At 45.3% G+C, this 25642-nt stretch carries 21 protein-coding genes; 14 read left to right on the top strand and 7 right to left on the bottom strand.

What is annotated here, in order from left to right:
- Positions 1-2: 2 nt before the first annotated feature.
- The 7 genes from atpA to UM402_RS00135 all read left to right on the top strand — a co-directional run bounded on the left by atpA (position 3) and on the right by UM402_RS00135 (position 8217).
- Positions 3-1544: a F0F1 ATP synthase subunit alpha gene (atpA, locus tag UM402_RS00165; protein WP_053954491.1), complete on the top strand. Its 1542-nt coding sequence runs from the start codon at positions 3-5 to the stop codon at positions 1542-1544.
- Between the two features lie 57 nt (positions 1545-1601).
- The gene (gene atpG, locus UM402_RS00160) at positions 1602-2465 is read left to right on the top strand and encodes a F0F1 ATP synthase subunit gamma (RefSeq protein WP_058576459.1); all 864 of its coding nucleotides are present in this window, start codon (positions 1602-1604) and stop codon (positions 2463-2465) included.
- Positions 2466-2507: 42 nt separating this feature from the next.
- Positions 2508-3893: a F0F1 ATP synthase subunit beta gene (gene atpD / locus UM402_RS00155; RefSeq protein ID WP_058576458.1), complete on the top strand. Its 1386-nt coding sequence runs from the start codon at positions 2508-2510 to the stop codon at positions 3891-3893.
- 17 nt (positions 3894-3910) lie between these two features.
- Positions 3911-4327, top strand: a complete 417-nt coding sequence (locus UM402_RS00150; protein ID WP_058576457.1) for a F0F1 ATP synthase subunit epsilon — start codon at positions 3911-3913, stop codon at positions 4325-4327.
- Between the two features lie 102 nt (positions 4328-4429).
- A complete protein-coding gene (gene glmU / locus UM402_RS00145) occupies positions 4430-5797 on the top strand; it encodes a bifunctional UDP-N-acetylglucosamine diphosphorylase/glucosamine-1-phosphate N-acetyltransferase GlmU (RefSeq protein ID WP_058576456.1) in 1368 nt (455 codons plus the stop codon).
- A gap of 3 nt (positions 5798-5800) precedes the next feature.
- A complete protein-coding gene (gene glmS / locus UM402_RS00140; protein WP_058576455.1) occupies positions 5801-7633 on the top strand; it encodes a glutamine--fructose-6-phosphate transaminase (isomerizing) in 1833 nt (610 codons plus the stop codon).
- Positions 7634-7791: 158 nt separating this feature from the next.
- Positions 7792-8217 (top strand): hypothetical protein, encoded by a 426-nt coding sequence (locus UM402_RS00135; protein WP_058576454.1) that lies wholly within the window; start codon positions 7792-7794, stop codon positions 8215-8217.
- Positions 8218-8250: 33 nt separating this feature from the next.
- On the opposite strand, the gene UM402_RS00130 is transcribed toward UM402_RS00135, so the two are convergent.
- The gene (locus UM402_RS00130; protein ID WP_322295360.1) at positions 8251-8472 is read right to left on the bottom strand and encodes a DUF4879 domain-containing protein; all 222 of its coding nucleotides are present in this window, start codon (positions 8470-8472) and stop codon (positions 8251-8253) included.
- A gap of 743 nt (positions 8473-9215) precedes the next feature.
- On the opposite strand from UM402_RS00130, the gene UM402_RS00125 reads away from it, so the two are divergent.
- Together UM402_RS00125 and UM402_RS00120 are read left to right on the top strand one after the other, a co-directional pair.
- Positions 9216-9389: a hypothetical protein gene (locus UM402_RS00125; RefSeq protein ID WP_322295359.1), complete on the top strand. Its 174-nt coding sequence runs from the start codon at positions 9216-9218 to the stop codon at positions 9387-9389.
- Between the two features lie 134 nt (positions 9390-9523).
- Positions 9524-10012 (top strand): endo alpha-1,4 polygalactosaminidase, encoded by a 489-nt coding sequence (locus tag UM402_RS00120; protein WP_322295358.1) that lies wholly within the window; start codon positions 9524-9526, stop codon positions 10010-10012.
- A 58-nt stretch (positions 10013-10070) separates the two neighbouring features.
- On the opposite strand, the gene UM402_RS00115 is transcribed toward UM402_RS00120, so the two are convergent.
- The 3 genes from UM402_RS00115 to UM402_RS00105 form a co-directional block, all read right to left on the bottom strand.
- A complete protein-coding gene (locus UM402_RS00115) occupies positions 10071-10739 on the bottom strand; it encodes an HAD family hydrolase (RefSeq protein ID WP_058576452.1) in 669 nt (222 codons plus the stop codon).
- A gap of 26 nt (positions 10740-10765) precedes the next feature.
- Complete coding sequence (locus UM402_RS00110) at positions 10766-12805, bottom strand: phosphocholine-specific phospholipase C (RefSeq protein ID WP_058576451.1); 2040 nt, start codon at positions 12803-12805, stop codon at positions 10766-10768.
- Positions 12806-12867: 62 nt separating this feature from the next.
- On the bottom strand, positions 12868-15213 hold the full coding sequence (locus UM402_RS00105) for a TonB-dependent receptor (protein ID WP_011235817.1): 2346 nt from the start codon (positions 15211-15213) through the stop codon (positions 12868-12870).
- Between the two features lie 265 nt (positions 15214-15478).
- Here UM402_RS00105 and UM402_RS00100 point away from each other — a divergent pair, with 265 nt between their 5' ends.
- The 5 genes from UM402_RS00100 to UM402_RS00080 all read left to right on the top strand — a co-directional run bounded on the left by UM402_RS00100 (position 15479) and on the right by UM402_RS00080 (position 20533).
- The gene (locus UM402_RS00100; protein ID WP_063744290.1) at positions 15479-16234 is read left to right on the top strand and encodes a DeoR/GlpR family DNA-binding transcription regulator; all 756 of its coding nucleotides are present in this window, start codon (positions 15479-15481) and stop codon (positions 16232-16234) included.
- A gap of 91 nt (positions 16235-16325) precedes the next feature.
- Positions 16326-17627: a DUF5690 family protein gene (locus tag UM402_RS00095; protein WP_058576449.1), complete on the top strand. Its 1302-nt coding sequence runs from the start codon at positions 16326-16328 to the stop codon at positions 17625-17627.
- A 193-nt stretch (positions 17628-17820) separates the two neighbouring features.
- Complete coding sequence (locus UM402_RS00090) at positions 17821-19032, top strand: permease (protein ID WP_058576448.1); 1212 nt, start codon at positions 17821-17823, stop codon at positions 19030-19032.
- A 40-nt stretch (positions 19033-19072) separates the two neighbouring features.
- Complete coding sequence (locus tag UM402_RS00085) at positions 19073-19948, top strand: cation diffusion facilitator family transporter (RefSeq protein ID WP_058576447.1); 876 nt, start codon at positions 19073-19075, stop codon at positions 19946-19948.
- Positions 19949-19960: 12 nt separating this feature from the next.
- Complete coding sequence (locus tag UM402_RS00080) at positions 19961-20533, top strand: glutathione S-transferase family protein (protein ID WP_058576446.1); 573 nt, start codon at positions 19961-19963, stop codon at positions 20531-20533.
- Here UM402_RS00080 and UM402_RS00075 read toward each other — a convergent pair.
- From UM402_RS00075 to UM402_RS00065, 3 genes are all read right to left on the bottom strand, one after another.
- A complete protein-coding gene (locus UM402_RS00075; RefSeq protein WP_058576445.1) occupies positions 20530-22188 on the bottom strand; it encodes an acetolactate synthase large subunit in 1659 nt (552 codons plus the stop codon). The genes UM402_RS00080 and UM402_RS00075 overlap by 4 nt on opposite strands.
- Before the next feature lie 127 nt (positions 22189-22315).
- On the bottom strand, positions 22316-24883 hold the full coding sequence (locus UM402_RS00070; protein WP_058576444.1) for a TonB-dependent receptor: 2568 nt from the start codon (positions 24881-24883) through the stop codon (positions 22316-22318).
- Between the two features lie 223 nt (positions 24884-25106).
- Positions 25107-25481, bottom strand: coding sequence for a DUF4168 domain-containing protein (locus UM402_RS00065; RefSeq protein WP_053954560.1), 375 nt, complete (start codon positions 25479-25481; stop codon positions 25107-25109).
- Positions 25482-25642 lie beyond the last annotated feature (161 nt).

Raw genomic sequence — 25642 nt, 5'->3', positions numbered from 1 at the left:
GCATGCAATTGAATTCAAATGAAATCGCAGAACTGATCAAACAGCGAATTGAGAAGTTCGAAGTCACCAGCGAAGCTCGCAACGAAGGTACCATCATGTCTGTTCAAGACGGTATTATTCGTGTTCACGGACTTGCAGACTGTCTGCAAGGTGAAATGATTGAGCTACCTGGTAATCGTTACGCTATCGCATTGAACCTTGAACGTGATTCGGTTGGTGCGGTTGTTATGGGCCCGTATGCAGATTTGCAAGAAGGCACCAAAGTAAAATCTACCGGTCGTATCCTGGAAGTTCCGGTTGGCGATAAACTGCTAGGTCGTGTGGTTAACACGCTAGGCCAGCCTATCGATGGTAAAGGCCCTATCGAAGCAGACGGCTATGAGCCGGTTGAGAAAATCGCACCGGGCGTTATCGAACGTCAATCTGTTGATCAGCCAGTGCAAACTGGTTACAAATCAATTGACTCGATGATTCCAGTTGGTCGTGGTCAGCGTGAGCTTATCATCGGTGACCGCCAAACCGGTAAAACTGCATTAGCCGTTGACGCTATCATCAACCAGAAAAATTCTGGTATTAAGTGTGTTTACGTTGCTATCGGTCAGAAAAACTCCACTATTTCTGCAGTTGTTCGTAAGCTGGAAGAGCACGGCGCAATGGAAAACACCATTGTAGTTGCGGCTTCTGCTTCTGAATCAGCAGCACTGCAATACTTGGCAGCCTACTCAGGTTGTACAATGGGTGAGTTCTTCCGTGATCGCGGCGAAGACGCTCTTATCGTATACGATGATCTGTCTAAGCAAGCTGTTGCTTATCGTCAGATTTCATTGTTGCTGCGTCGTCCACCAGGTCGTGAAGCATTCCCGGGTGATGTTTTCTATCTTCACTCTCGTTTGCTTGAGCGTGCTGCGCGTGTAAACGCCGACTACGTTGAAAAACACACCGATGGTAAAGTGAAAGGTCAAACCGGTTCATTGACTGCGTTACCTATCATTGAAACCCAAGCGGGTGACGTTTCTGCGTTCGTACCAACTAACGTAATCTCAATCACCGATGGTCAGATTTTCTTAGAAACTGACTTATTTAACTCAGGTATTCGTCCTGCAGTTAACGCGGGTGTTTCAGTTTCTCGTGTAGGTGGTTCAGCACAGACCAAAATCATCAAGAAACTGGGCGGCGGTATCCGTCTTGCTCTTGCTCAGTACCGTGAATTGGCGGCTTTCGCTCAGTTCGCATCTGACCTTGATGAGTCTACTCGCGAGCAGTTGGAGCACGGTCAACGTGTTACCGAACTGATGAAACAGAAACAGTACAAGCCAATGAGCGTTGCTCAAATGGCTGTATCAATTTACGCCGTTGAAAAAGGCTTCCTGAAAGACGTTGCTGTCGACAAAATCATGGATTTTGAAGAGTCTCTGCAATCTTTCATGGCGAGTGAATACGCCGACCTAATGGCTGAGATTGATAAAACTGGCAACTATAACGACGACATCGACGCCCAGTTGAAAGCGGCGCTTGAGAAATTCAAGCAAACGCAATCGTGGTAATCGAACGTGGCCGCCCTATTCGCGGCCATTTGTCGTTGAGTTAACAGGAGAATCGTCATGGCCAGCGGTAAAGAGATAAAAACTCAGATCTCGAGTATCGGTAATACTCAGAAGATCACCAGCGCTATGGAAATGGTGGCTGCGTCTAAGATGAAAAAGGCGCAGGAACGTATGGAAGCAAGTCGCCCATACGCTGAAACCATTCGCAAGGTGATTGGTCATGTGGCACGCGGTAATCTGGAGTATCGTCATCCATTTATGGAAGAGCGCCAGGTAAAACGCGTGGGTTATATTGTGATTTCTACTGACCGTGGTTTGTGTGGCGGCTTGAACGGTAATGAGTTCAAGAAAGTCGTTAAGCACGCAAACGAGTGGAAAGAGCAAGGTGTAGAAGCTGATTTTGCTGCGATAGGCAGTAAAGGAACTGGATTCTTTAAGCGCTTTGGTAAATTGCAGGCGCAAGTATCAGGCATGGGTGAAAAACCTGAGCTTAAAGAAATTACCGGTTCTATCCAGGTAATGCTGGATGCCTACGAAGAAGGCAAAATCGATCGCTTGTATGTTGTATTCAACAAGTTTGTGAATACGATGACCCAAGAGCCGACCATTCATCAATTGTTGCCATTGCCGCAAACAGGTTCGGAAGAAGATGTGCAAACAGGCAGCTGGGACTACCTGTATGAACCGAATCCTGAAAGTATCTTAGATACGCTTATTCGCCGCTTTGTAGAAATGCAGGTGTACCAAGGCGTCGTAGATAACTTTGCAAGCGAGCAAGCCGCACGGATGATTGCGATGAAAGCCGCAACCGACAACGCCGAAGATCTTATCGATCAGCTGCAATTGCAGTACAACAAGGCGCGTCAGGCAGCAATTACGCAAGAAATTTCGGAAATCGTATCCGGCGCCGAAGCGGTATAACGCGGCAACGGTAAAAAGAATTGAAGAGTTAGAGGAAACGTCATGAGTCAAGGTAAGGTCGTACAAATTATCGGCGCCGTTGTGGATTTAGAATTTCCACAAGACGCTGTACCAAAAGTATACGACGCACTGAAAGTGACCGACGGTGGTTTAGAAGGTCTGATTCTCGAAGTTCAGCAACAGCTGGGCGGCGGAATTGTACGTGCCATCGCAATGGGTACAACTGACGGTTTGCGTCGTGGTATCACCGCTGAGAACACCGGTGAGCCAATCATGGTTCCAGTAGGTAAGAAAACTCTGGGCCGTATTATGGACGTATTGGGTAACCCAATCGATGAAGCGGGTCCTATCGGTGAAGAAGAGCGTATGTCTATTCACCGCGCAGCGCCAACTTATGAAGACCAGTCAAACACTAACGAATTGTTAGAAACTGGTATCAAAGTTATCGACCTGATTTGCCCATTCGCTAAGGGTGGTAAAGTCGGTCTGTTCGGTGGTGCTGGTGTTGGTAAAACCGTTAACATGATGGAGCTTATCCGTAACATCGCTATCGAGCACAGCGGCTACTCAGTATTCGCAGGTGTTGGTGAGCGTACTCGTGAAGGTAACGACTTCTATCACGAGATGAACGATTCAAACGTTCTGGATAAAGTATCACTGGTTTATGGTCAGATGAACGAGCCACCGGGTAACCGTTTACGTGTTGCTCTGACTGGTTTGACTATCGCAGAGAAATTCCGTGACGAAGGTCGCGACGTACTATTCTTCGTCGATAACATCTACCGTTACACACTGGCAGGTACCGAGGTATCAGCACTATTAGGCCGTATGCCTTCAGCGGTTGGTTATCAGCCTACACTTGCTGAAGAAATGGGTGTTCTTCAGGAACGTATCACCTCAACTAAGACGGGTTCAATCACGTCTGTTCAGGCCGTTTACGTACCTGCGGATGACTTAACGGATCCATCTCCTGCAACAACCTTCGCTCACTTGGATGCGACTGTTGTATTGAACCGTGACATTGCGTCATTGGGTATCTACCCTGCGGTTGACCCGTTGGATTCAACGTCACGTCAGTTGGACCCTCAGGTTATCGGTGACGAGCACTACAACACGGCAATGGGTGTTCAGGAAGTACTTCAGCGTTATAAAGAGCTGAAAGACATCATTGCTATCTTGGGTATGGACGAATTGTCAGAAGAAGACAAGCGTACTGTTGCCCGCGCTCGTAAAATTCAGCGTTTCTTGTCTCAGCCGTTCTTCGTAGCCGAAGTATTTACCGGAGCTCCTGGTAAATATGTATCGCTGAAAGACACGATTGCTGGCTTTAAAGGTATTCTTGAAGGCGAATACGATGATCTGCCAGAACAAGCTTTCTACATGGTAGGTACCATCGAAGAAGCGGTTGAGAAAGCCAAAAACCTGTAACCAATCTGGAGGTTTAAATGGCCACACAGACATTAACTCTGGACGTTGTTAGCGCTGAAGAAAAGCTTTTCTCCGGCGCTGTACAAACGGTTCAGGTTTCTGGTAGCGAAGGTGATCTGGGTATTTACCCGGGTCACGCACCTCTACTGACAAAAATTAAGCCAGGTATGGTGCGTTATGTCAGTGAAGCAGGTGATGAAGAGCTTATGTATGTCGCTGGCGGTGTTTTAGAAGTTCAACCGGGCCACGTCATTGTACTAGCTGACGTAGCAGTACGTGGTGACGAACTGGACGAACAAGCCGCAGAAGCTGCGAAAAAACGTGCAGAAGAAGCTATTGCCGATTCAGGTGCCGATGTCACCTACGCAGAAGCAATTGCTGAATTGTCACGCGCGCTGGCTCAGCTTGAGGTTATTCGTAAGCTTAGACGCTAAAAGTTTGTATATAACCTGTAAAAGGCCTTGTTGTGAGTACAACAAGGCCTTTTTTGTCGTTACAATGCGGGTTATGAAAGTTTTATTAAGGACTCGATGACTATGAAGTTACGCGTTGTGATTCTGGCGGCTGGTAAAGGAACCAGAATGCGCTCAGACTTGCCTAAAGTGCTGCATAAAGTAGCGAATAAGCCAATGGTAGAGCATGTAATAGACACGGCTCGGTCGTTAAAGCCTGAAGCAATAAACCTAATATACGGCCATGGTGGTGAGCAGCTGCAAAAAACAATTCAGGGTGAGGATTTAACCTGGGTAGAACAACGCGAACAACTGGGTACGGGACATGCGGTTCAGCAAGTCATTCCTTACTTAAAAGACGATGAAAAAGTCGTTATTTTGTACGGTGATGTGCCGCTATTAACCGAGTCGACCTTAATTAAACTTTTAACTGCCACCCAGACGACAGAGTTAGGTCTTCTAACCATGACTCTCGACGACCCTAACGGTTACGGTCGTATCGTCAGAAATACGGATAAACAAGTGACCGGCATTGTCGAACAAAAAGACGCAAATGCCGGGCAACTCGCTATTCAGGAAGTGAACACCGGCATTATGATTGCCGATGGCGCTAAGCTTAAAGCGTGGCTAGAGAACTTGAGTAACGACAATGCCCAGAAAGAATATTACCTGACTGACATTGTTGCTATGGCCGCTGAACAAGGCGTGACAATTGCTACTGCGCAACCCGATGCGACCTATGAAGTTGAAGGAGCGAATAACCGTCAACAATTAGCGCAGCTGGAGCGTGCGTTTCAACGTCGTCAGGCTGATGAATTAATGACACAGGGCGTTACCTTAATTGACCCGGCTCGTTTTGATTGTCGCGGTAAACTTACTGTCGGTAACGACGTTACTTTCGATATCAACGTGGTTATTGAAGGTGATGTCACTATTGGTAATAACGTGACGGTAGAGCCTAACTGTGTGATTAAAGACGCAACTATTGGCGACAACACGGTGATTCGTGCTAATTCACACATAGAAGGCGCGGCGGTAGCGAAAAATTGTAAAGTTGGCCCGTTTGCTCGCTTGCGCCCAGGCGCGGAACTTGCCGATGAAGCGCAGGTCGGAAACTTTGTCGAAATGAAAAAAAGTCGCTTAGGTAAAGGCTCCAAAGCAAGTCATTTAACCTACCTGGGTGACGCTCAAGTTGGCGAGTACGCCAATATAGGTGCCGGAACCATTACCTGTAACTATGACGGTGTTAATAAATTCCTGACGGAAATAGGTGACGGTGCGTTTATTGGCTCTAACAGCTCGTTGGTTGCGCCAGTAAAAATAGGTAACAATGCAACCGTTGGGGCCGGCTCGGTAGTGACCCGGGAAGTGGCCGATGAAGAACTTGCGGTAGCGCGTGGAAAACAGCGTAATATCAGTGGCTGGCAACGCCCTCAGAAAAAAGGAAGTTAAGTTATGTGCGGTATAGTAGGTGCAACATCAGAACGCCGTGTCGCCGGTATTTTGTTGGAAGGTCTTAAACGTCTTGAATACAGAGGCTATGACTCGGCAGGCGTTGCCGTCATTGATGCCAATAACGAATTAAAGAGCGTTAGACGAACTGGTAAAGTCCAGGAACTGAAAGATGCGATAGCGCAGAACCCACTGGACGGTACAATTGGCATTGCGCACACACGCTGGGCAACGCACGGTGGTGTAACGGAAGCAAACGCCCACCCTCACCGCTCTGAGGATGAAATTGCTGTAGTGCATAACGGCATTATTGAAAATCATGAACGCCTGCGAGAAGAGCTTAAAGCTGAAGGTTATGTTTTTAACTCGCAGACTGACACCGAAGTAATCGCTCACTTAATTCATCATGAGCGCAAAACCAAGGGCGACTTATTAGATGCGGTTAAGTCTGCTGTTCGTCAGTTAGAAGGCGCTTATGGCACTGTCGTTATGGATACTAAGCACCCCGAGCGCTTGGTCGTTGCGCGCTCTGGCAGTCCATTGGTTATCGGTGTTGGTATTGGTGAAAACTTTGTCGCCTCTGATCAGTTGGCGTTATTACCGGTTACCCGTCAGTTTATTTACCTGGAAGAAGGCGATGTCGCAGATATCAACCGCACAGATATTGCCATTTACGATACCGAAGGCAATTCAGTAGAACGCGAAGTCGTCGAGTCTGATGTCAGCTATGACGCCGGTGGTAAAGGTCAGTACCGCCATTTCATGTTGAAAGAAATTTACGAACAGCCAATAGCCGTTCGCAATACACTAGAAGGTCGTTTGTCGGAAACTACCGTACTCGATGATGCTTTTGGCGAAAATGCAGCGGAGATTTTAAAAGGCATTGAGCATGTGCAAATTGTTGCCTGTGGCACCAGTTATCACGCCGGTATGGTTGCTCGCTACTGGCTGGAATCTATGGCCAATGTGTCATGCAATATCGAAATTGCCTCAGAGTTCCGTTATCGCAAGTCCTATGTCCATCCGAATAGCTTATTAGTCACCATTTCTCAAAGTGGTGAAACGGCAGATACCTTAGCAGCACTGCGTTTGTCGAAAGAACTAGGCTATAAAGGCAGCCTCACCATTTGCAACGTAGGCTCTTCGTCTATGGTGCGCGAGTCGGACCTGGCCTTTTTGACCCGCGCCGGTGCTGAAATTGGCGTCGCATCGACCAAGGCTTTCACAACCCAGCTTACCGGTCTATTAATGCTGACCTTAGGTATTGGTAAATACCGAGGCATGCCAGAGCAACAGCAACAAGCTGTGGTGCATGCACTGCAAGCCTTGCCAACTAAGCTGGAAGAAGCGGTGGCATTAGCCGATGAAATTGAAGAATTGGCACAGGACTTTGCGAATAAAGACCATAGCTTATTCCTGGGACGTGGTAATCAATACCCGATAGCAATGGAAGGCGCGCTGAAACTCAAAGAAATTTCGTACATTCATGCCGAAGCTTACGCCGCTGGTGAGTTAAAGCACGGTCCACTGGCACTTATTGACGAAGAAATGCCAGTTATTGTCGTGGCACCAAATAATGACTTACTGGAAAAACTGAAGTCGAACGTGGAAGAAGTACGAGCCCGTGGCGGTTTGATGTACGTTTTTGCCGACAAAAATGCCCACTTCAAGAGTGATGACACAATGAACGTACTGAACGTTTGTCATTGCGACGAAGTGATAGCACCTATTGTTTACACCGTTCCGCTGCAGCTGCTGTCTTACTACGTGGCCTTGATAAAAGGTACGGATGTGGACCAGCCCAGAAACCTGGCTAAGTCAGTTACAGTTGAATAAGGAAGGGCCGAAAGGCCCTTTTTTTGGCGTACATTAAGCTGTTAAATCAAAGTATTTTATTCTTCTAGCTTGTATCAAAAATAATTTTCGGTACATTTTTTGCTTAAGCTCAATGCGGTTTTAACCTTTTAACGAGAGCTAAGGCTAGGAGAAATAATATGTACATTAATTCATCCCCAACAGTTATCGGGGCTTACACAAGTAAGTCCCAACCTAACACAGAATCTGAAGTAATAACCAACTCAAGTTCAGATAATAGTAAAGAGTCATCTAAACCTAACTTTTCTAATATGACTCAGTCTGAGCTTTTTGATTGGACTAATGAAAAAGCTAAGTCAGGAGAGTTGACACCCAAAGAGGTTTGGTCATTTGCATATATGGCTCTAGATATACCTGTCGACAAAGAACTATCGACGGATGATCTTAAACCGGATGATTCAAAACGCATCAATTTTTTGGATAAGGTCTGGGACGGGATCTTAGGTGCGAGTCAAAATGACGATCCGGAAACTAAACAACGCCTTGAGTCAGTGCTTAATATTATGAAACGAGAGCAAGGCAATGCGATTGATGTGTCAGCTTAGTAGATATTAAAAGGGGGCCTAAAGCCCCTACTACTATAAAATACTGATTTGAACGGATAACGTATTAAAAGGGGAATTCAGAGATGTGTTCTGATACCGAAAAATCCCATTTTGATTTCCACTCAAATCATACTCACGAAGAAAACCAACGATAGTTTGGCCAGCATTACAAGGCCAACTATAGCTACTACCGGTAATGCATACAGGTGTACTCCCTAATGAAGCTGAGTGGACTTCCCAGACTTTGCTAGACACTTTTAACCGTTACAATGTAACTAAAACGAGAGGTGTTTATGAGCAAAGGCAATCGAGTTGATGACATGGCAAACTCAAAATACTCGCTGAGCGAGGCGCAGATTGCGAAAAGAATAAAGAAAGGACGCGGGTCTGGCTCTGGTGCGGACTATAGCCCTTGGGTGCGGGTCGATGAAGTTCCATCTTTAGGTCGATCTCGGCAGGTCTACTCTCACCCCGCCAATAATGCCGTTGATATGGTCATGTTCTCAGACTTGTTAGTAGACTCCACAGATAAATCAGAGCCCATACGGATAACCTTGGTGATGCTCGCGCTATCGAGACGCTAGAGATTGAACGTCGTTACTGAGCGTGAAGTCGATCCAGTGGCCAAGGCAAACATTGATTGGTTGTATGTGACATCTTCCCTCAAAAAGGCAACCAGCCCACTCAGTTTTGGAATTGATTTGCTCAAATTTATTGGCTGCAATTGCAAAGCAGTCCCGAGCAAGGGAAAAACTCTGAAATGCTTTACATGAATCTCCAATGGCTTTCAAAACTATAGCTATAGATTCACTATGTTGAGTTTTTCTGCTCCTTGAAGAATATCGTAGTCCTCGTTGAATCCCTCTGGGGCATTGAGTCTCCCGAAGCATTCCAAACCTATTTCAGCCTTTGTAGCCAAAAGTTAAGGTCTTTAATCTACCTCTAAAATTTTGCTAAGGTAGCTCTTGAGGGAGCGAGTAATTTAACAAGGGAAGTTTATGAAAAAAGATACTCTGGGCAGTATTGTAATTTTAGTAGGATTAATTCTTTCTGGGACAGCTACGCTTAATTTGTACTATGAAATTCCATTATGGGTTCTGATGTTTGTTGTGATTTTGGGTTTGCTCGTTTTTATCTACGTATTCCTGAAATCAAAAGGCCAAGAAGATTAAATTTCAAATCATTCAGGTGTTTATAAAAATCAATGTGAAGTCATTGATGCTACTCAACTCTTCTAAAGTAAAATGAATCTTGCAAAGCACCGACTAAAATAAGTTCCTGGCAGAGATGTTCGAATAAAGTTGCCTTGAACGAAAATATCAAGCCTATTATAGAAGTGCGCCTGGACTTAGCTCAATCTGCAGGTTGTGATGCGGTTGAACCCGACAATGTCGACGGCTATATCAACACTGACGAGACAAAGGGCATTATCACTTACGATGATCAGTTAAATTACAATAAATGGTTAGCAAATGCCGCACATTCTCGGGGGTTAAGCATTGGTTTAAAGAACGATGTAGACCAACTGAATGAACTGATTAATGACTTTGATTTTGCCGTAAACGAACAGTGTTATGCCTACGGAAATGAATGTGTCAGTTACGAAGACACTTTCCTGAAAAATAACAAAGCGGTGTTTGTGCAAGAGTACTATGAAGACGGCTCTGAGGGCGAAATCAGTCAACAGGAATTCGAAAACAATGCCTGCCCTTACTTCCTTGAAGCTGGAATTTCTGCTTTATGGAAAGAGGGTTTTAACCTTAACGGGGAGAACGTTCTGAGCTGCGGCGAATAAAGCGTTAAAGAAAAGGTCAGTTTCATTTGAAGAAAGAAACGAAACTGGCCTGTGAGCCTCATACACTCCATTCGTGGGTGCACCAGCCGTTCTCTTTCGCAATTAAGCGCATTTGTTCGTTACCATTTATAACATGGCTGTTAAGCGCGTAATCCAGTAATGGTACGTCGTTAATTGAGTCACTATATATGCAGCCTAACGGCAAGTCTTCTAAGTCGTGCTGTTTTTGCCACTGCTTTAAAAGAGCAACTTTTCCTTCTCCAAAGCTAAATGGCTCTATTAGGTTTTGTGTGAACTTATTATTAGACGCCTCAATATCGATTCCAATAACATGCTGGATACCAAAAAGAGCAGCAATGGGCTCTACTATAATGGTGGGGCTGGCAGAAATAACCAGAAGAATGTCTCCAGCTTTCTGATGCTCTCTGACTTTACGCATACCTTCTGTATAAATGCGTGGCTTAATATAGTGTTCAGCAAATTCGGCAGCCAGAGCTCTGATTTCAGTAACCCGTTTGCCTTTTATAGGTAAAACCCATGCCTGCATATAATCCTTCATATTCATTCGTCCGCTACTGTAATCCTGCATAATTTCGCTGCAAATCTCAGTCGCTTCTTTGCTGTAAGGCCATGAGTTTTTTCGTAAAAAGTACATCCAGTCCTGTGCACTATCTGAATCAACCAGGGTGCCATCAAGGTCAAATACAGTAAGCTTTGGTTTTGTCATTATTAAAGTACGTCCTTAAGTACACCTTAACGATTCAGGCGGCCGGCAAATTGTCTAAGAAAAGAATCAGATGAGGTGCTCGTCACTGAGACATCGTAGCGTTGATTACTGTCCGTCGGTATATGAACTACCTGTCCTTGAGGCAGCCTTTTTTTCGTATCAACGTCTTGTCCAAGATAGTAGGTAAAGCCGTCACTACGAGCCAATAGGCCGCAGTATTTGCCGTCACTGATAAAGCTAATATCTCTTCCGGGTTGTATTTCAGAATGTTTTCCTGCTAAGCGACGATGAAACCCTTCTGGCCCCATGACCTGCAAGTCATAAGCATCTTCAATTAGCGTCCATTCTCTGCTCGTTTTATTTTTGGCTTCAACAGTATATCGATGCGGAATTGAGTCCAGATTCAGTCGGTTGTAAACATGGAATACGGCAGCGCGCTTGCCTTTATTAATGAAGGTCAGCTTCAATGTATTGGTTTCCGGAAGCTCATCCCACTCTAAATCCAGCTTATAGAGGCTAGGCCGGTGTGGACGCATACCCGGTTCCTGGGCAGGCATCGATTGTTGAATAGGAAGTTTAGGCGTTGTTCTTTTTGGCAGTGCTGCTGCCCTTTTTGCGTCAGTTGTGGGGTCAGGAAAAGCTAACGGCAAGTCCCTGTTTGGATTTACGAAGTCAAAAGCATTTGTGAAATCACCACAAACAGCCCGTCGCCAGGGGCTAATGTTGGGTTCTAAAACACCGAAACGTTGTTCCAGAAAACGAATAACCGAAGTATGATCGAGAACTTCCGAGTTAATGTAGCCGCCCCGACTCCAGGGAGAAATCACGTAGGCTGGAACGCGAGGTCCCAATCCGTAGGGTCTTCCCATGTAGTCTTGTACTTCCAACGACTCATCCGCTTCGGATCGATGAGTATGATACTCCCCTCGGGTAGACACCTGAGAATGGCCTGCATATCCGCCGGGTGATGCTGGATCTTCTGAAGGCGGTGCTGGTGGCGGTACGTGATCGAAAAATCCGTCGTTTTCATCAAACATGATAAACAACGCTGTTTTTGCCCAGACCTCAGGATTAGCCGTTAGAGCGTCTAATACCTCTGAGGTATATGCGGCACCCTGTGCCGGGCTGGATGGTCCCGGATGCTCGGAACCTTCCGCTGTTGCTATAATATAAGATACAGAAGGCAACTTATTTTCCATAATATCTGCTCGCAGCTGGTCTAAAGCCTGAGTCGTTAACCCTCGTTTTGCGAGCTCTGGATTTGAACCTGGCTTACCTGCTACTGAGTTTTGAAACGCAGCAAACCCGACAAGCGGATTGTCCGTAAAATTATCCGACATATCCTGATAAATACGCCAATTTACACCTGCTTCCTGCAACCTTTCCACGTAGGTTGTCCAGGTGTATGGAATGGCTGCACCACCATCTTCAGGTAAACGGTCATGTGAGTTACCAATACTCGGCCCACCAAATTGGGCCTGCCCGTCGTTGGTTCCGGACCAGAGGAACAAACGGTTGGAGTTGGTTCCCGCATGCATAGAACAGTGGTAAGCATCGCAAAGTGTAAAAGCATCGGCTAAGGCGTACTGAAATGGCATATCCGCGCGTTCGAAATAACCCATAGAATGCAGGTTTTTTGCTTCTGGCCAACGTTCCATGTGCCCGTTATCCCAGGCTGCTTGCGCATCTGGCCAGGAATGAGGCGTGCCTTCTACACGCATATGTTCGAATGTTTGGCGTGTATTTAACGCAAATGGGGTGACAAATTTAGGGCCTATTTCAGTTTGGTTTAATTGCGTGAATATCGTACGGTCTTTGATTTGGTCAAACGATTTAGCTGGTGCAGGATAAGGGTCGGAAAAACCTCGTGCTCCTGACAAGGTACCGAAGTAATGATCAAAAGACCGATTTTCCTGCATCAGAATAACCACGTGCTCAATATCTTTAATTGTGCCAGTACGTACCGCAGCAGGAATAGCCAAAGCTCTTGATATTGCGGGAAAAGAAACCATTACGCTGGCAGCTCCTGCCCCTAAAAGAAACCGACGGCGACTAATATCGACCATAGAAGTAACTCCTTGAAGAGGCATTAGATTTCGAAATCTAATGCCTCTTACCTAACATCTGGTTAAAAATCAGCACTAACAGAGAAAGTCACCGTTCTTGGTGAACCGGGATAAACACTGTTACTACCAACGGCCGATATATACTCATCGTCGAGCAGGTTATTCACATTCAAACGCAGGCGAAGAGCCGATATGCTGGAGGAAACACCCTGAATATCAGTACCAATGTAGGCGTCTACCACTTCATACCCAGGCGCGGTGGCTGAGTTCTCAAAGTTGATAAATCTATCCCCAATATGGCGCAGAGAGATTCCACTCGTTATGTTGCTACCGACATAATCAGCTGCGATGGTGAAGAACGTTTTTGGTCCGCCGTATACTTGGTTCCCAGCACGAATTTCTGCGTCTTGGTCAAGACCGGTATCACCTGTACTAAGGTACTCAGCATCATTATAGGTATAAGACCCAGAAACTCTCAGGCCGCTGGTAACTTGATATGAGGTGAGCAGCTCAGCGCCGCGACTCTTCTGACCACCAACGTTCACATAGCTGCCGTCGACTTCTTCTTTGTAATCGATACCATCCAATACACTAGTATCCAATTGCACAATTCGGTTATCGAATTTAATGTCGTATAAGGTAACCGCTGCGTTAAAGCCATTGTTGATATAACGGAAGCCTAACTCAATGTTCTCCGCCGTTTCAGGATCAATGCCACCCAGTTCTGAATTAGATAAACCGGAATCAATGATACCAGGAACAATGGATTTATAGTTTTCAGAGTAGCCGGCAAATAACTCTAAACCATTAACCGGTGTTGTATAGGTTAACCCTGCGTAGAGTAATGGATCTGAAGTGGAGTCTAATTGACCCGTTCTGTCATCGTTATAGAAGTGATCAACCGTAGTATCGACCTGATATTGTTTTACGCCGAGACTTGCGCTCAGCGGGCCTAAAACCGCTTTTTCCTGAGCGTAGTACATGAGTTCTTTAGTGTTTGCTTCGGTTTTATATTGAATCCAGTAAGGGGTTTCATTGAATTCCGGGCTAATTGCCGAGTTCTCAACTAAATGCCATGAGCGCGTTACATCGGCATCGTAGTTTTCATACCAAAACCCGCTGCGTAAGGTATGTTGTATGTTGCCAGTTTCAAAGTCGTAGGAAACATCCCCCGTTATGCCATAACGATGATTGGCATAATTTGACGTACGATATGAGCCAACCCCTTCGACATTGCCATCATAACAATTGGGATCTTTTTCAGCGTCTAAACCATATCGACCAGTGCAAGAGTCAATCAATGTACCTGGTACATTTGTACCGGCGTTAACGAAAAAGATATCGTCACCCTCGTAATCGCCATAAATTGTGTTACCGGAGCGTTCGTTATCCAGGTTTCCATCTCCATCGACATCGGTAATGTAGGGAGGGATCCAGTCACCACGGCCTTTCATTCTGTGATAATAAACGGCGGTATTGAATGAAAAGTTGCCAAAGTCTTTTTCGACCTGAAAACTGTAGAATGAATTATCGCGCAGTGCACGCCAGCCATCGCGATAGTTTTCATCAAGACCAGGAATTCCGGTCCAGTTCATATGTAATCCGTCGTGACGAGGGTTTTCATAATAATCTTCTAAAGAAACATATTCATATTCGTTTTCATTAGCCGAATTGTAGGTAGCGAAGCCTGTAATATGAAACCCATCAATAATGGTTGTGATTTTACCCGTAAGATAATCTTTCTCCGTGATAGCTTCATTATCCCAAACGTCCTTATTTTGCGAAGATGAACCACTGAGATAGAAGTAGGTATCTGGACTAATTTCACCTGAGTCGTAACGGAAACGGTACTTACTCGCGTCCTGGTCGCCTGCCATATAGAGTAAGCTTAAGTTTTCTTCCATTAATGGATCGGAAGTAATGAAATTCAGTGTTCCACCTAATGCTTCATTTGATCTCGAGCTGATATCCGCCGTTCCCTGACTGACTTCCACGGTTTCAAGATCGAGCACGTCAATAAATCTATTCGCTTTACTACCGCCGCCGTAGTTTGAGCCGCCGTTTGGTAAGCCATCAAGCGTTGTACCAATTTGCCCGTTATTGGTATTAAAGCCTCGCATTCGGATGTTAGTCATCCAGTCAGATGAACCGAAGGTATCAGCTTCCTGTACAATAACTCCGGGTAATTCCTGTACAACAGTGTTTACTGAAGCATTGGCTGGACGACGTGAAATCATATCCATTGAAACCGTGTTTGAGGCGAAGGTCTGTCTCTTACCTACAACAATGATTTCTTCCATTTGTTCGTCTTTTTTACTCGTTTCTTCTTTATCCTGATCAGCTATCGCTGATGCTGAGGCTATTGCCAGTATTAATGGTGAAAGTGCAAATCGTTTGTAGCCGTTCATGTGTATCTCCCCAGGTATGCTAAACGTGGAAGTAATAGGACCAAAATGACCTTTCACCCCCAGCTATGGTTTTGAGCGAGGCCAATATAGAATTAAAATGTGACAGTGGCGTGATACTTTGTTGTATTAATTATTAATAATGTGAGTTTATGTGGTTTTTAATGTTGGAAGTGGATTAAGATTTACTTCTGCTCTAAAGTAGCAACTTGTTAACTCATTGAATTACATGCGCGCAACCAATAAACGTGTGGGGATGGATGTGAATATGTCTGAGCGTTTAATCACTATGTTGGAGTTGATTAGGCTTCATAGATCAATGTCTGTTGTCGATCTTTCACAGCGTTTTGAGGTGTCAGAAGAAACCATACGACGTGATATACGGCAGTTAGAAGCTACCGGCAGAGTGGTTAAAGTGCATGGTGGAGTTCGTCTTTCCACTTCAACTCTAGAGCCCCCATACCAAGGGCGCGTAAGTTTGAATGCTGCGGCTAAAAAAGAAGTTGGAGAGAAAGCTACCGAATTAGTCGAAGATGGGATGACGGTTTTTATTGACTGTGGCTCAACCAGTTACTGGTTTTCAAGAATGTTGACCAAACCTAAGAAGTTACTGGTAGTGACAAATTCGCTGGATGTAGCAAATGAAGTCATTGGTCGCGATGATTGGCGGTTAGCATTTACTGGTGGACAAATTGATCCAGATTACCGGGCCGCTTTCGGGCGGGAAGCTATTATTCAGGCTCGGCAGTTCACACCCGATCTGCTATTTCTGTCTATCGGTGGTATTCATTCCGACATAGGGCTACTTGATTTCAGTATTGATGAGGCTAATTTTAAGCGTTCACTTCTTGATAGAGCTCGCCGAAAAGTCGTACTGACCGACTCTTCAAAGTTTAGTGGGGCTGGTTCCGTTCATCTGGCCGATTTTGACCAAATTGATACGATAGTTTGTGATAAACCGCCCGAAGACCCGTTGAAATCTGCACTCGATAATGCCCAAGTGGAGGTTATTTGTAGCCGTTAACCCGCTATCAGGTTAGCGTCGGGTAGTAACATAAATTCTTCATATTCTGCGCGTAATATTGGCCGTTCTCACAATGGTAGGAATGGCACTTATGGTTTCTCTCACTAAGAATACAAAGCGCAGTAACACCTTCTGGTTTATTCTCTACGCCTCAAGTGCCGCTTTCTCGACCTATTTTTGTATGTATGCGTTTCGGAAGCCTTTTGCCGTGGCAAGCTACGAACAGGCTCAGTTTGTCGCCGGGATAGATTTTAAAAGTGCATTAATTATTGCGCAGGTATTAGGTTACGCCCTATCCAAGTTTGTCGGTATTAAAGTCGTATCGGAAATGACGGCAAATTATCGCAGTGTTGCCATTCTCACGTTGGTAATGGCAGCACAGTGCTCACTTATGGCTTTTGCCGTTGTGCCGGGGAACTGGAAGCTAGTCGCGCTATTCTTTAACGGTTTACCGTTAGGCATAATCTGGGGCCTGGTATTCAGTTACTTAGAGGGAAGAAGAACTACGGAAGTCTTGGGTGCTATTTTATCTATTAGTTTCATTGTGTCTTCTGGTGTCGTAAAAACCGTCGGTAAATACCTGATGCTGGACTTACAAGTCAGCGAATACTGGATGCCGGCTGCCACGGGCGCTATTTTTACTATCCCATTATTTATTTCCGTATATTTTCTTTCCAGGATTCCCCCGCCGACACACCAGGATAAAGCGGAACGCCATAAAAGGGAGCCAATGACATCCGAAGATCGGATCCAATTAGTGCGGAAATACTCGATAGGTTTGGGCTGCATGGTCGTCAGTTATATGTTACTGACCGCTATGCGCGACTTCAGTGACAATTTTGCAGCAGAAATATGGATAGAACTAGGGTATGGCGACAGACCCGCAATATTTTCTTCCGTTGCGCTGTATACGTCATTGGCTGTTCTACTTTTGCTAAGCTCGATAATGTGGATTAAAAACAATTTTCGGGCATTTATGGTTAACCATCTGATGGTTATTGGGGGATTTCTTCTCTTAGGTGTTAGCAGCTTATTCTATCAAAGCGGTGGAATTTCAGGTTCATCATGGATGATAGCGCTAACTATTGGGATTTATCTGGCTTATGTTCCTTTTAACTGTCTTATTTTCGATCGCATGTTATCGATGATAAACGACAAAGCTAATGCCGGATTTCTTATTTATATCGCGGATGCTATGGGTTATGCGGGAACCGTCGGTATACTGCTGTACCGTAACTTCTTTGAAATAAAGCTAAGTTGGCTAAACTTTCTATTAGAGAGCGCTTACTTTACGGCTCTTCTGGGTAGCGTGTTGATGGTATGTTCCGCCTGGTTTTTCCGCCAGCGCTTCTATAAAGAACACTCAAAGACTCTTATTAAAAGCTCAGCTTAACTGGAAATGAAAAGGGGCTACACGAAAGCGGCTCAAAAGTGCTCTTTTAAGAAAACGTCACGAGACTGTCACGGAACAAGGCGTTTTGATCAATTTTGGACAGGCTTAACGTAAGCTACTATTTTGAATGTAGTCATATTTTTATTTTAATCTGCTGAATTCTAAAATAATTTGACCAGACCAAGGAGCCAGCATGGAGAATTTTCTATCGCTATGGGGTGAGTCGGCCTATACCAGCCTGGGTTTTTTCTGGATGGCGCTGTGGGCGTTTGTATTAGGTTATTTGATCAGTAGCTTAATCCAAGTGCTTATTACTAAGCGGCGCATGCGCAAGGCGATGGGCGGTAATGACTTAAAGTCTGTGTCGCTGGGTACCTTCTTTGGTTTTATCTCTAGCTCCTGTAGTTTCGCTGCACTTTCAACCACCAGAGCTTTATTTAACAAAGGCGCGGCGTTCAGTGCGTCTATGGCGTTTATGCTGGCCTCTACCAACTTGGTTATTGAACTGGGGTTTGTCATTTCTATTTTTCTGGGTTGGCAGTTTGTCGTTGGTGAATACGTCGGCGGGTTGCTGCTCATTCTGTTCGTTTGGTTATTCATAACGCTCACCAACCCCAAAAAGCTGATTAAAAGTGCGCGTAAAGAGGAAGATGATGAAGACGAGCACCATCATGAAACAACGCTTTCCGATTTATTAAGTGCGGATACCTGGCAAAAAGTCGGGCAAAAGTACATTATGGAATGGCAGATGGTCTGGCAGGATGTACTTATCGGCTTTACCGTAGCTGGTGTTATTTCTGCCTTTGTGCCCAGTGCTTTCTTCGAGTGGCTGTTTATTGGTGTGGGTACTCAAGGCGAGCCAGGTTTCTGGTCATTATTGCAGCAGGCTGTTGTAGGTCCTATTGCCGCGTTTTTCACTTTCATAGGTTCCATGGGGAACATTCCGCTGGCAGCTGTTCTGTTTGGCGAAGGAGTTGCCTTTGCGGGTGTTATGGCATTCATTTTCTCTGACTTAATTGTGCTGCCAGTGCTGAAAATTAATGCCCGCTACTATGGTTGGAAAATGGCTCTGTACATTGCTTTAATGCTTTTTATTTGCCTGGTAGCGGCGTCTCTTGCTATGCATTACGGATTGTTGGCCTTTGATGCCTTACCCGATGCGTCTCAATGGTCCTCACCGGCTAAGCAAGAACACTTCAAACTCAATTATGGTTTTGTGCTGAATGTTATTTTCTTACTACTTAGCGCTGTCATGGTTGTACTTTGGCGTAAGAAACAAAAAGAGCATGAGCACCACCATCATCATGACCACGGCGGGTCGTCTGTTGGGGATAAAGTAATGAATGCTTTGTGTGTAGTCAGTGTTCTTTGGCTAGCAGGCGGTATGATTGCTTATACTATTTGAGAGTCTTATTAGAACAAAGAATTGTTAAGTTAGGAGCACTATGCATCACCATCATCATCATGATACGGCTTCAGAGCGCATTGGCTGGGCGTTCTTCTTAAACCTGTGCTTCACAGTTATCGAGTTTATTGGCGGAGTGCTGACCAACAGTACCGCGATACTTGCCGATGCGGTTCATGACTTAGGAGACAGTATCTCTATTGGTATGGCCTGGTTGCTGGATAAATTCAGTCGTAAAGACGCGACCAATACCTTTACTTATGGCTACCGTCGTCTCTCCTTAGTCGGCGCCTTTATCAATGCAGTTATTCTTACAGCCGGTTCTATCTGGATTCTGTTTGAGGCGATTCCAAGGCTGTGGAATCCGGTTATGCCTATGGCTGAAGGCATGGCTTTGCTGGCCGTATTTGGTGTTATTGTGAACGGTTATGCGGCATTCAAACTCTCGAAAGGTCAGTCACTTAATGAACGGGTATTGAACTGGCATTTGCTGGAAGATGTTCTCGGTTGGGTTGCAGTGCTGGTTGTCTCTATTGTCTTACTGTTTGTCGACTGGCCTATTTTAGATCCTTTATTGTCTATTGCGTTTACCCTGTTTATTTTAGTGAACGTAATACGCCACTTAGGGTCGACTATTAAGCTATTTGTTCAGGCTTCTCCTGACCCAGAAATATATCAGCAAATCCATAAAAAGTTGGTGGCGTTGGATTTAGTCGATAACGCACACCATTTACATTTTTGGTCGCTTGATGGTGAACGCCATGTATTAACAGCACATATTGTGGTATCAAAGGAGTTAACCAGCACTGAGAGAGCGGTGTTAAAAGAAAAGATATCAGAACAATTGGCCGAGTTTGAATTAGCTCATACCACTATAGAGCTGGAATATCCGGACGAAGCCTGTCGTGATCATTAACGGAGGTTTACCATGGAATTGTTTGGCAGTTATACGTCACCTTATGTAAGACATTGCCGTATTGCCTTGCTAGAAACGGACACGAAGTTTTCGCTAACAGAGACTGACTTCGACACAAGCGCAAAACTGAGCCCGGCGAAAAAGGTCCCGTTTTTGCACCATAACGATTTACGACTGCATGACTCGACCAGTATTTTAAAGTACGTGCGGGAGAAAGCCGGTGAGCGCTTCTTTGCCGATACAAAAGACTTCGATCAATACTGTCTGGTCAATACGGCAATGGATGCTGCCATCAATATTTTCTTGCTGGAAAAAGATGGTATAAAAAGTTCACAGGCGCCTTATTTGCAGCGCCAGCAAGAGCGCATCAATGATATATTGCAGTTGATGGAAGAAAAAGATCACGCAGTGGCGTACGAGGGTCCACATCCATTCAGTGATGGCGAGCTGCGGTTGGGCTGCTTTTTAAGTTGGGGATTATTCCGTCAGCGTTTTAATCTGGATAAGTATCCGCGACTTGAGGCTTTTGTTGATAAGCTCAACGACTACCCCTATTTCGCGGATACCGACCCATCTAAAGCTTAATAGGCTTTTATCGCCCGGCTGCGTTCAGGAATTTCTTCGTTCAGCAGTAGGTCGTTTTGTGAATAGTCCATGGGAACATCAATGAGGTGTACGCCTGGTTTGTCCAGGCACTCTTTCATCAGTGGTATCAAGCTTTCTGTGCTGTCCACACGATACCCTTTAGCGCCATAGGACTCAGCGTACTTCACAAAGTCAGGGTTATTGAAGTCTAAACCATAGTCGCTTAAACCCATGTGCTGTTGTTTCCATTTAATCATGCCATAGCCACTGTCGTTAAGAATAACAATGACAATGTCCAGATTCATGCGCACTGCGGTTTCAAGCTCTTGTGAGTTCATCATGAACCCACCGTCTCCGCATATTGCCATGACTTTTTTCTCAGGGTTGACCAGTTTGGCAGCCATTGCCGAAGGTAAGCCCGCACCCATAGAAGCTAATGCGTTATCCAGCAATACGGTATTTGGTTCACGTGCCGGATAATTACGGGCAAACCAAATCTTATAAATGCCGTTATCCAGTGCAATAACACCATTATCTGGCATAACGTCACGAACATCCTCAACTAAACGCTGAGGCAAAATTGGAAAGCGATCGTCATCGGCACCTTCGTCGGTATGGTCACGCATGTGATCGCGGACTTTCAGCATAAAGTCAAAGTCCCAGTGCTCTTGTGGCTCAATACCTTCCTTCAGTTGCCAAATGCTGTTACCAATGTCACCAATCATACTGGCGTGCGGGAAGTAGACAGAGTCGACTTGGGCACCCTGGAAATTAATGTGAACCACTTTTCTGTCGTCGTTTACCCCCGTTTTCATCATAAAGGGCGGCTTCTCGACAACATCGTGCCCCACATTAAGAATTAAGTCTGCTTTTTCAATGGCACGGTGCGGGTAGTCACCGTCTGAAACCGCAGCGTTGCCTAGCCAGCGAGGGTGATCTTCGTTGATAACCCCTTTACCCATTTGAGTCGTAATAAACGGAATGCCGGTTTTATCGACAAAGGCTCTTAACATTTTCGCCGTAATTTTACGGTTTGCCGCGGCACCAATAAGTAACACCGGATGTTTTGCATCTTTCAGTAATTGCAGAACATGACGAACCGCTTTATGTTCAGTTATAGGACGGCGCGAGAAACTCGGAGTTATTGGGTTAGCACTCACTTCCTCACGAGCAATGTCGTCCGATAATTCCAGGTGTGAAGCACCCGGGCGCTCATCTTCCGCTCGGCGAAAGGCTTCGCGGATATGTGCCGGAATACTATTAGCGCTAATAATAGGCTGTGTGTATTTGGTAATGGGCGTCATCATGTCGACAACATCGATAATCTGGAACTGGCCCTGCTGGCGCTCTTTAATAGGTTTTTGGCCTGTAATTACGACCATAGGCATAGCACCTAGCTGCGCATAAGCGACCGGAGTAACCAGGTTGGTCGCGCCCGGTCCTAACGTCGACAAACAAACACCTGGTTTGCCGGTAAGTCGACCATAAGTGGCGGCCATAAAGCCGGCACCTTGCTCATGACGAGTTAGAATAAGCTCGATATTAGATTTTGAAAGAGACTCTAATAAGTCCAGATTTTCTTCGCCCGGAATACCGAAAACGTATTCAACACCTTCGTTCTCCAGAGCTTTTACGAATAAATCGGATGCTTTCACGTCGCTGTCTCCTTGCGTTAATTCTTTTTAGTTTAATGAGTTACGTAAAGCATAGGAGATATGATCAAAAAAATCCGCAATCAGACCTAACTGATTGCGGATTTTACAGTCTGCTAAGACTTAGTTATTAAAACGAGTAACTGACTTTGGTATAAACAAAGCGACCACGAGGGTTGTGAACGCTTGGAGCATAACCGTAAAGGTCAGTGTTAAACGCTTCTGGTGGCTCTTCGTCAAACAGGTTAGTTGTACCAAGAGTAACGCGAAGCTGAGAAGTCACGTCATAGTAAGCTTGTAAATCAACCAGTAGTTGTTTATCAACCATACGAGTTTCTTCACTCTCAACTAAAGCCGGTGCCTGGTAGTCTTCAAACTCACCAATGTAGTTAAGGTTTAAATTAACCCCTAACGCATCCTGGCTCCACTCAGCACGACCTGTCCAGCGATGCTCTGGATACTCATATTCACCGGCGTAGTCGATACCGTCTTTTTCAAACTTACTCATGTATGACCAATCAAAGCCAAATCGAACCGTACCCATACCTTGAGTATCCCAGTTGTAGTTGGCTGATAAATCAAGACCGGCAGCTTCCTGGCTTGATAAGTTGACATAAGTGTTATACAGCGTTGCGAGCTCACCTAACTCGTCGCCAGGTAGAGGGGCGCGGCGAACGCAGATGTCGCTACTTTGGTCATTACAATTATCGTCATAAACGTTTTCAAAATCGTTTTGAACAATTTTGTTGTCTTGCTCAATGGACCAGTAGTCAGCTGAAACATCGAAATCATCTGTAATCTGCCAAACAGCACCTAAGTTATAGTTAGATGATTCTTCTGGCTGCAAGCCGTCTGAGCCTGAGAATACAATAGTGTAGTCAAGCGGGACACAGCTTTCACCATCCGTTTCACAGCGGTAGGTATCTGTGAAGAATGTCGATACTTGAGACGGACCTAAACCAATTTGAGCCAGTGATGGTGCGCGGAAACCTTCACCATAAGATGCGCGAAGGGTTACGTCTTCTGTTGGACGCCATTGAAGCTTAAACTGAGGGTTAAAGGTTGATCCAAAATCACTGTAATCATCATAACGACCAGCAGCAGTCAGCTCGAGTGTGTCAGTAATTGGAATTAAGAACTCCATGTAAGCTGCCCACTGATCGCGTTCTGCTTCTGCCTGTACTGACTCAGTACCAAAAATTAAACCGCGTTGGAACTGATCATCTGGCTGGTCAAATACGTCTTCTTCACGATACTCAAGACCGGCCGCCATAGACACATAATGATCGCCTAGCTGGAAAGCTTCACCCGCGATGCTTGCATCAATAGCCGTTAAGTGTGACTCACCACGACGAACCAAAGAGGTTGTTATGTCGTTAATGACTTCAGGGTCGTTAATCGTACCGCCAAATGGATTGTAGTTCCCGGCGTTAATTTCTTCTTGTAGGAAGTCAGTGCGCACCCAGCCTTGTTCACGAGAACCTGTCTGCATACCTTCACTGCGGCCTTTCTGGTAAGAAACATCCCAGCCCCAGCCATTTAAATCACCGCGTAAACCAGCAATAAAGCGTAAGGTATCCGACTCAACGTCCCAGATACGAGGGCCTGCATCAACGGTACGGAAAAAGTTGATGTCTACACGCTCACCCCAAGGGTTGTTAGGGTGGTCTGCTGGCACATAAAGGCCTGCGTCTGCATCTAGTGGAGTTGGTGCACCACCAGCTTTAGAACGGTTATGCTGAGCGGCTATTTCAATGTAACCTTCGACGTCACGAGAAAACTCTTTGCGAGATTGGATTATTGCGCCCACACGCTCTGCTTCAGGGAAGATTTGAGCATAAGGACCGTAATCAAATACACAGCGAGTACCTACTTCAGAGCCAGGAGGGCAATCTGGATCGGGTTGCTCAGCTCCGTCAACGATAAAGCTTCCTGGGAAACCACGAGAAGAACGGAAATCGTTACCACCCCAAGGTGCTTGGTTTGCTGTGCCGTTACGACCAAATTCAGCACCGACTATAGAGGTGTTTTTCCAGTAGTCTAGAATCATGGTGGTGTTACTGTCATCACCACCGGTACCCCAGACTAAGCTCATGCTGGTTTCTTCGTAGTTCACATCACCGGTGGTACCACCGTGACTAGCTGTTAATTCAGTACCGACGAAATCGTCGCGTAGAATGATGTTTACAACACCGGCTACGGCGTCAGAACCATAAATAGCCGACGCACCGTCTTTAAGAATATCGATACGTTCAATGGCTGCGACTGGAATCGAGTTAATATCGACAAATGAATTAGCAACGCCTTCTGCGAACGAAGATACAGCGACACGACGTCCATTTAACAGAACCAAGGTCGAATCTGCACCGAAGCCACGCAAACTGATTGCAGCGGCACCGTTTGCAGTGGTGTCCTGACTGTTACCTTGAGTTGAGAAAGTGCCTACGCCGGCTGATGGCAGACGCTCTAAAAGTTGCTGAAGGTTGTTGAAACCGGAAGCTTCAATACTTTCCCGGTCGATAACTTCGACTGGAGAAGCGCCTTCCATATCGGTTCTCGAAATACGTGAACCTGTAACCTGAATTCGTTCTAAACGCTCATCTTCTGCTTGAGCGTCCTCTTGTGCAAAACTGCTTGGCGAATGAAACAGTGCGCCAACAGCTAGAGCACATAATGAGTACTTAAATGCTGTTTTCATTGTTGTTCTCCCCGCGATGGATAACATTTTGTTTTTGTTGTGACTATCGATGATAGTACTTAGTTGTTATTACACCAAATTAACAAATGATCAAGCGTTACACGGTAAATTGTGGGGATAGGTGGTAATTATGGTGGGACCACTACGACTTTAGTCGTAGTTACAAACAAAAACGGCCGACTAAATTGCCGACCGTTTCTCAATGGGGTTTCGCTAAAACGAATTAAGAATCAGAGGTTAACTCTTCTAAACGAGCGCGCAGTTCTTCGTCGTTTTGAGCTTGCTGAATAATCATGTTGTACTCTTGCGGAGTAAGGCCAGCGTCTTCAACAGCTGCAATCATTTCTTCTTGAGCTGACTGTTGAATTCCACGAGCTTCTTCCTGGTTTTCAGCGTTTTGGAACTTTTCACGATACTTTTCAGTAACGCCTTGCACTTCTTCCATTGCTGAAACAAATTTAACTAACATGCCTTCAGTAATTTCCTGAGTTTGCTGCTGTTGCTGAGCCATGTTGCCTTGAGCTTGTTGCTCTTGAGCCATAGCTGCAGTGCTACCCAGTGCGAATACCGTTGCTAATGCGATAATTGTCTTTTGCATGATAATCTCCTTGTTGATTCTGTCAGAGTTACTAACGCTCTTACTAAAGCGAAGACTGTGCCAACTTTTCAAGTTTATGTTTTTAAAGGTTTTTATGTTGTCCGATTAAAATCAACAGAAAGAATCCTTAAAAATGTGTATCCTGAAGACACAGTCAAAGG

The organism is Idiomarina sp. OXR-189 (assembly GCF_034373425.1).
In the GTDB taxonomy this organism is placed as follows: domain Bacteria; phylum Pseudomonadota; class Gammaproteobacteria; order Enterobacterales; family Alteromonadaceae; genus Idiomarina; species Idiomarina zobellii.
The sequence above is the reverse complement of the archived record's forward strand: the minus strand, read 5'-3'. Positions and strand labels throughout refer to the sequence as shown.

Bases quoted from the DNA above. Each gene is read 5' to 3' on its own strand.
- atpA (WP_053954491.1), top strand. From the start codon at position 3: ATGCAATTGAATTCAAATGAAATCGCAGAACTGATCAAACAGCGAATT.
- atpG (WP_058576459.1), top strand. From the start codon at position 1,602: ATGGCCAGCGGTAAAGAGATAAAAACTCAGATCTCGAGTATCGGTAAT.
- atpD (WP_058576458.1), top strand. From the start codon at position 2,508: ATGAGTCAAGGTAAGGTCGTACAAATTATCGGCGCCGTTGTGGATTTA.
- UM402_RS00150 (WP_058576457.1), top strand. From the start codon at position 3,911: ATGGCCACACAGACATTAACTCTGGACGTTGTTAGCGCTGAAGAAAAG.
- glmU (WP_058576456.1), top strand. From the start codon at position 4,430: ATGAAGTTACGCGTTGTGATTCTGGCGGCTGGTAAAGGAACCAGAATG.
- glmS (WP_058576455.1), top strand. From the start codon at position 5,801: ATGTGCGGTATAGTAGGTGCAACATCAGAACGCCGTGTCGCCGGTATT.
- UM402_RS00135 (WP_058576454.1), top strand. From the start codon at position 7,792: ATGTACATTAATTCATCCCCAACAGTTATCGGGGCTTACACAAGTAAG.
- UM402_RS00125 (WP_322295359.1), top strand. From the start codon at position 9,216: ATGAAAAAAGATACTCTGGGCAGTATTGTAATTTTAGTAGGATTAATT.
- UM402_RS00115 (WP_058576452.1), bottom strand. From the start codon at position 10,739: ATGACAAAACCAAAGCTTACTGTATTTGACCTTGATGGCACCCTGGTT.
- UM402_RS00110 (WP_058576451.1), bottom strand. From the start codon at position 12,805: ATGGTCGATATTAGTCGCCGTCGGTTTCTTTTAGGGGCAGGAGCTGCC.
- UM402_RS00105 (WP_011235817.1), bottom strand. From the start codon at position 15,213: ATGAACGGCTACAAACGATTTGCACTTTCACCATTAATACTGGCAATA.
- UM402_RS00100 (WP_063744290.1), top strand. From the start codon at position 15,479: ATGTCTGAGCGTTTAATCACTATGTTGGAGTTGATTAGGCTTCATAGA.
- UM402_RS00095 (WP_058576449.1), top strand. From the start codon at position 16,326: ATGGTTTCTCTCACTAAGAATACAAAGCGCAGTAACACCTTCTGGTTT.
- UM402_RS00090 (WP_058576448.1), top strand. From the start codon at position 17,821: ATGGAGAATTTTCTATCGCTATGGGGTGAGTCGGCCTATACCAGCCTG.
- UM402_RS00085 (WP_058576447.1), top strand. From the start codon at position 19,073: ATGCATCACCATCATCATCATGATACGGCTTCAGAGCGCATTGGCTGG.
- UM402_RS00080 (WP_058576446.1), top strand. From the start codon at position 19,961: ATGGAATTGTTTGGCAGTTATACGTCACCTTATGTAAGACATTGCCGT.
- UM402_RS00070 (WP_058576444.1), bottom strand. From the start codon at position 24,883: ATGAAAACAGCATTTAAGTACTCATTATGTGCTCTAGCTGTTGGCGCA.
- UM402_RS00065 (WP_053954560.1), bottom strand. From the start codon at position 25,481: ATGCAAAAGACAATTATCGCATTAGCAACGGTATTCGCACTGGGTAGC.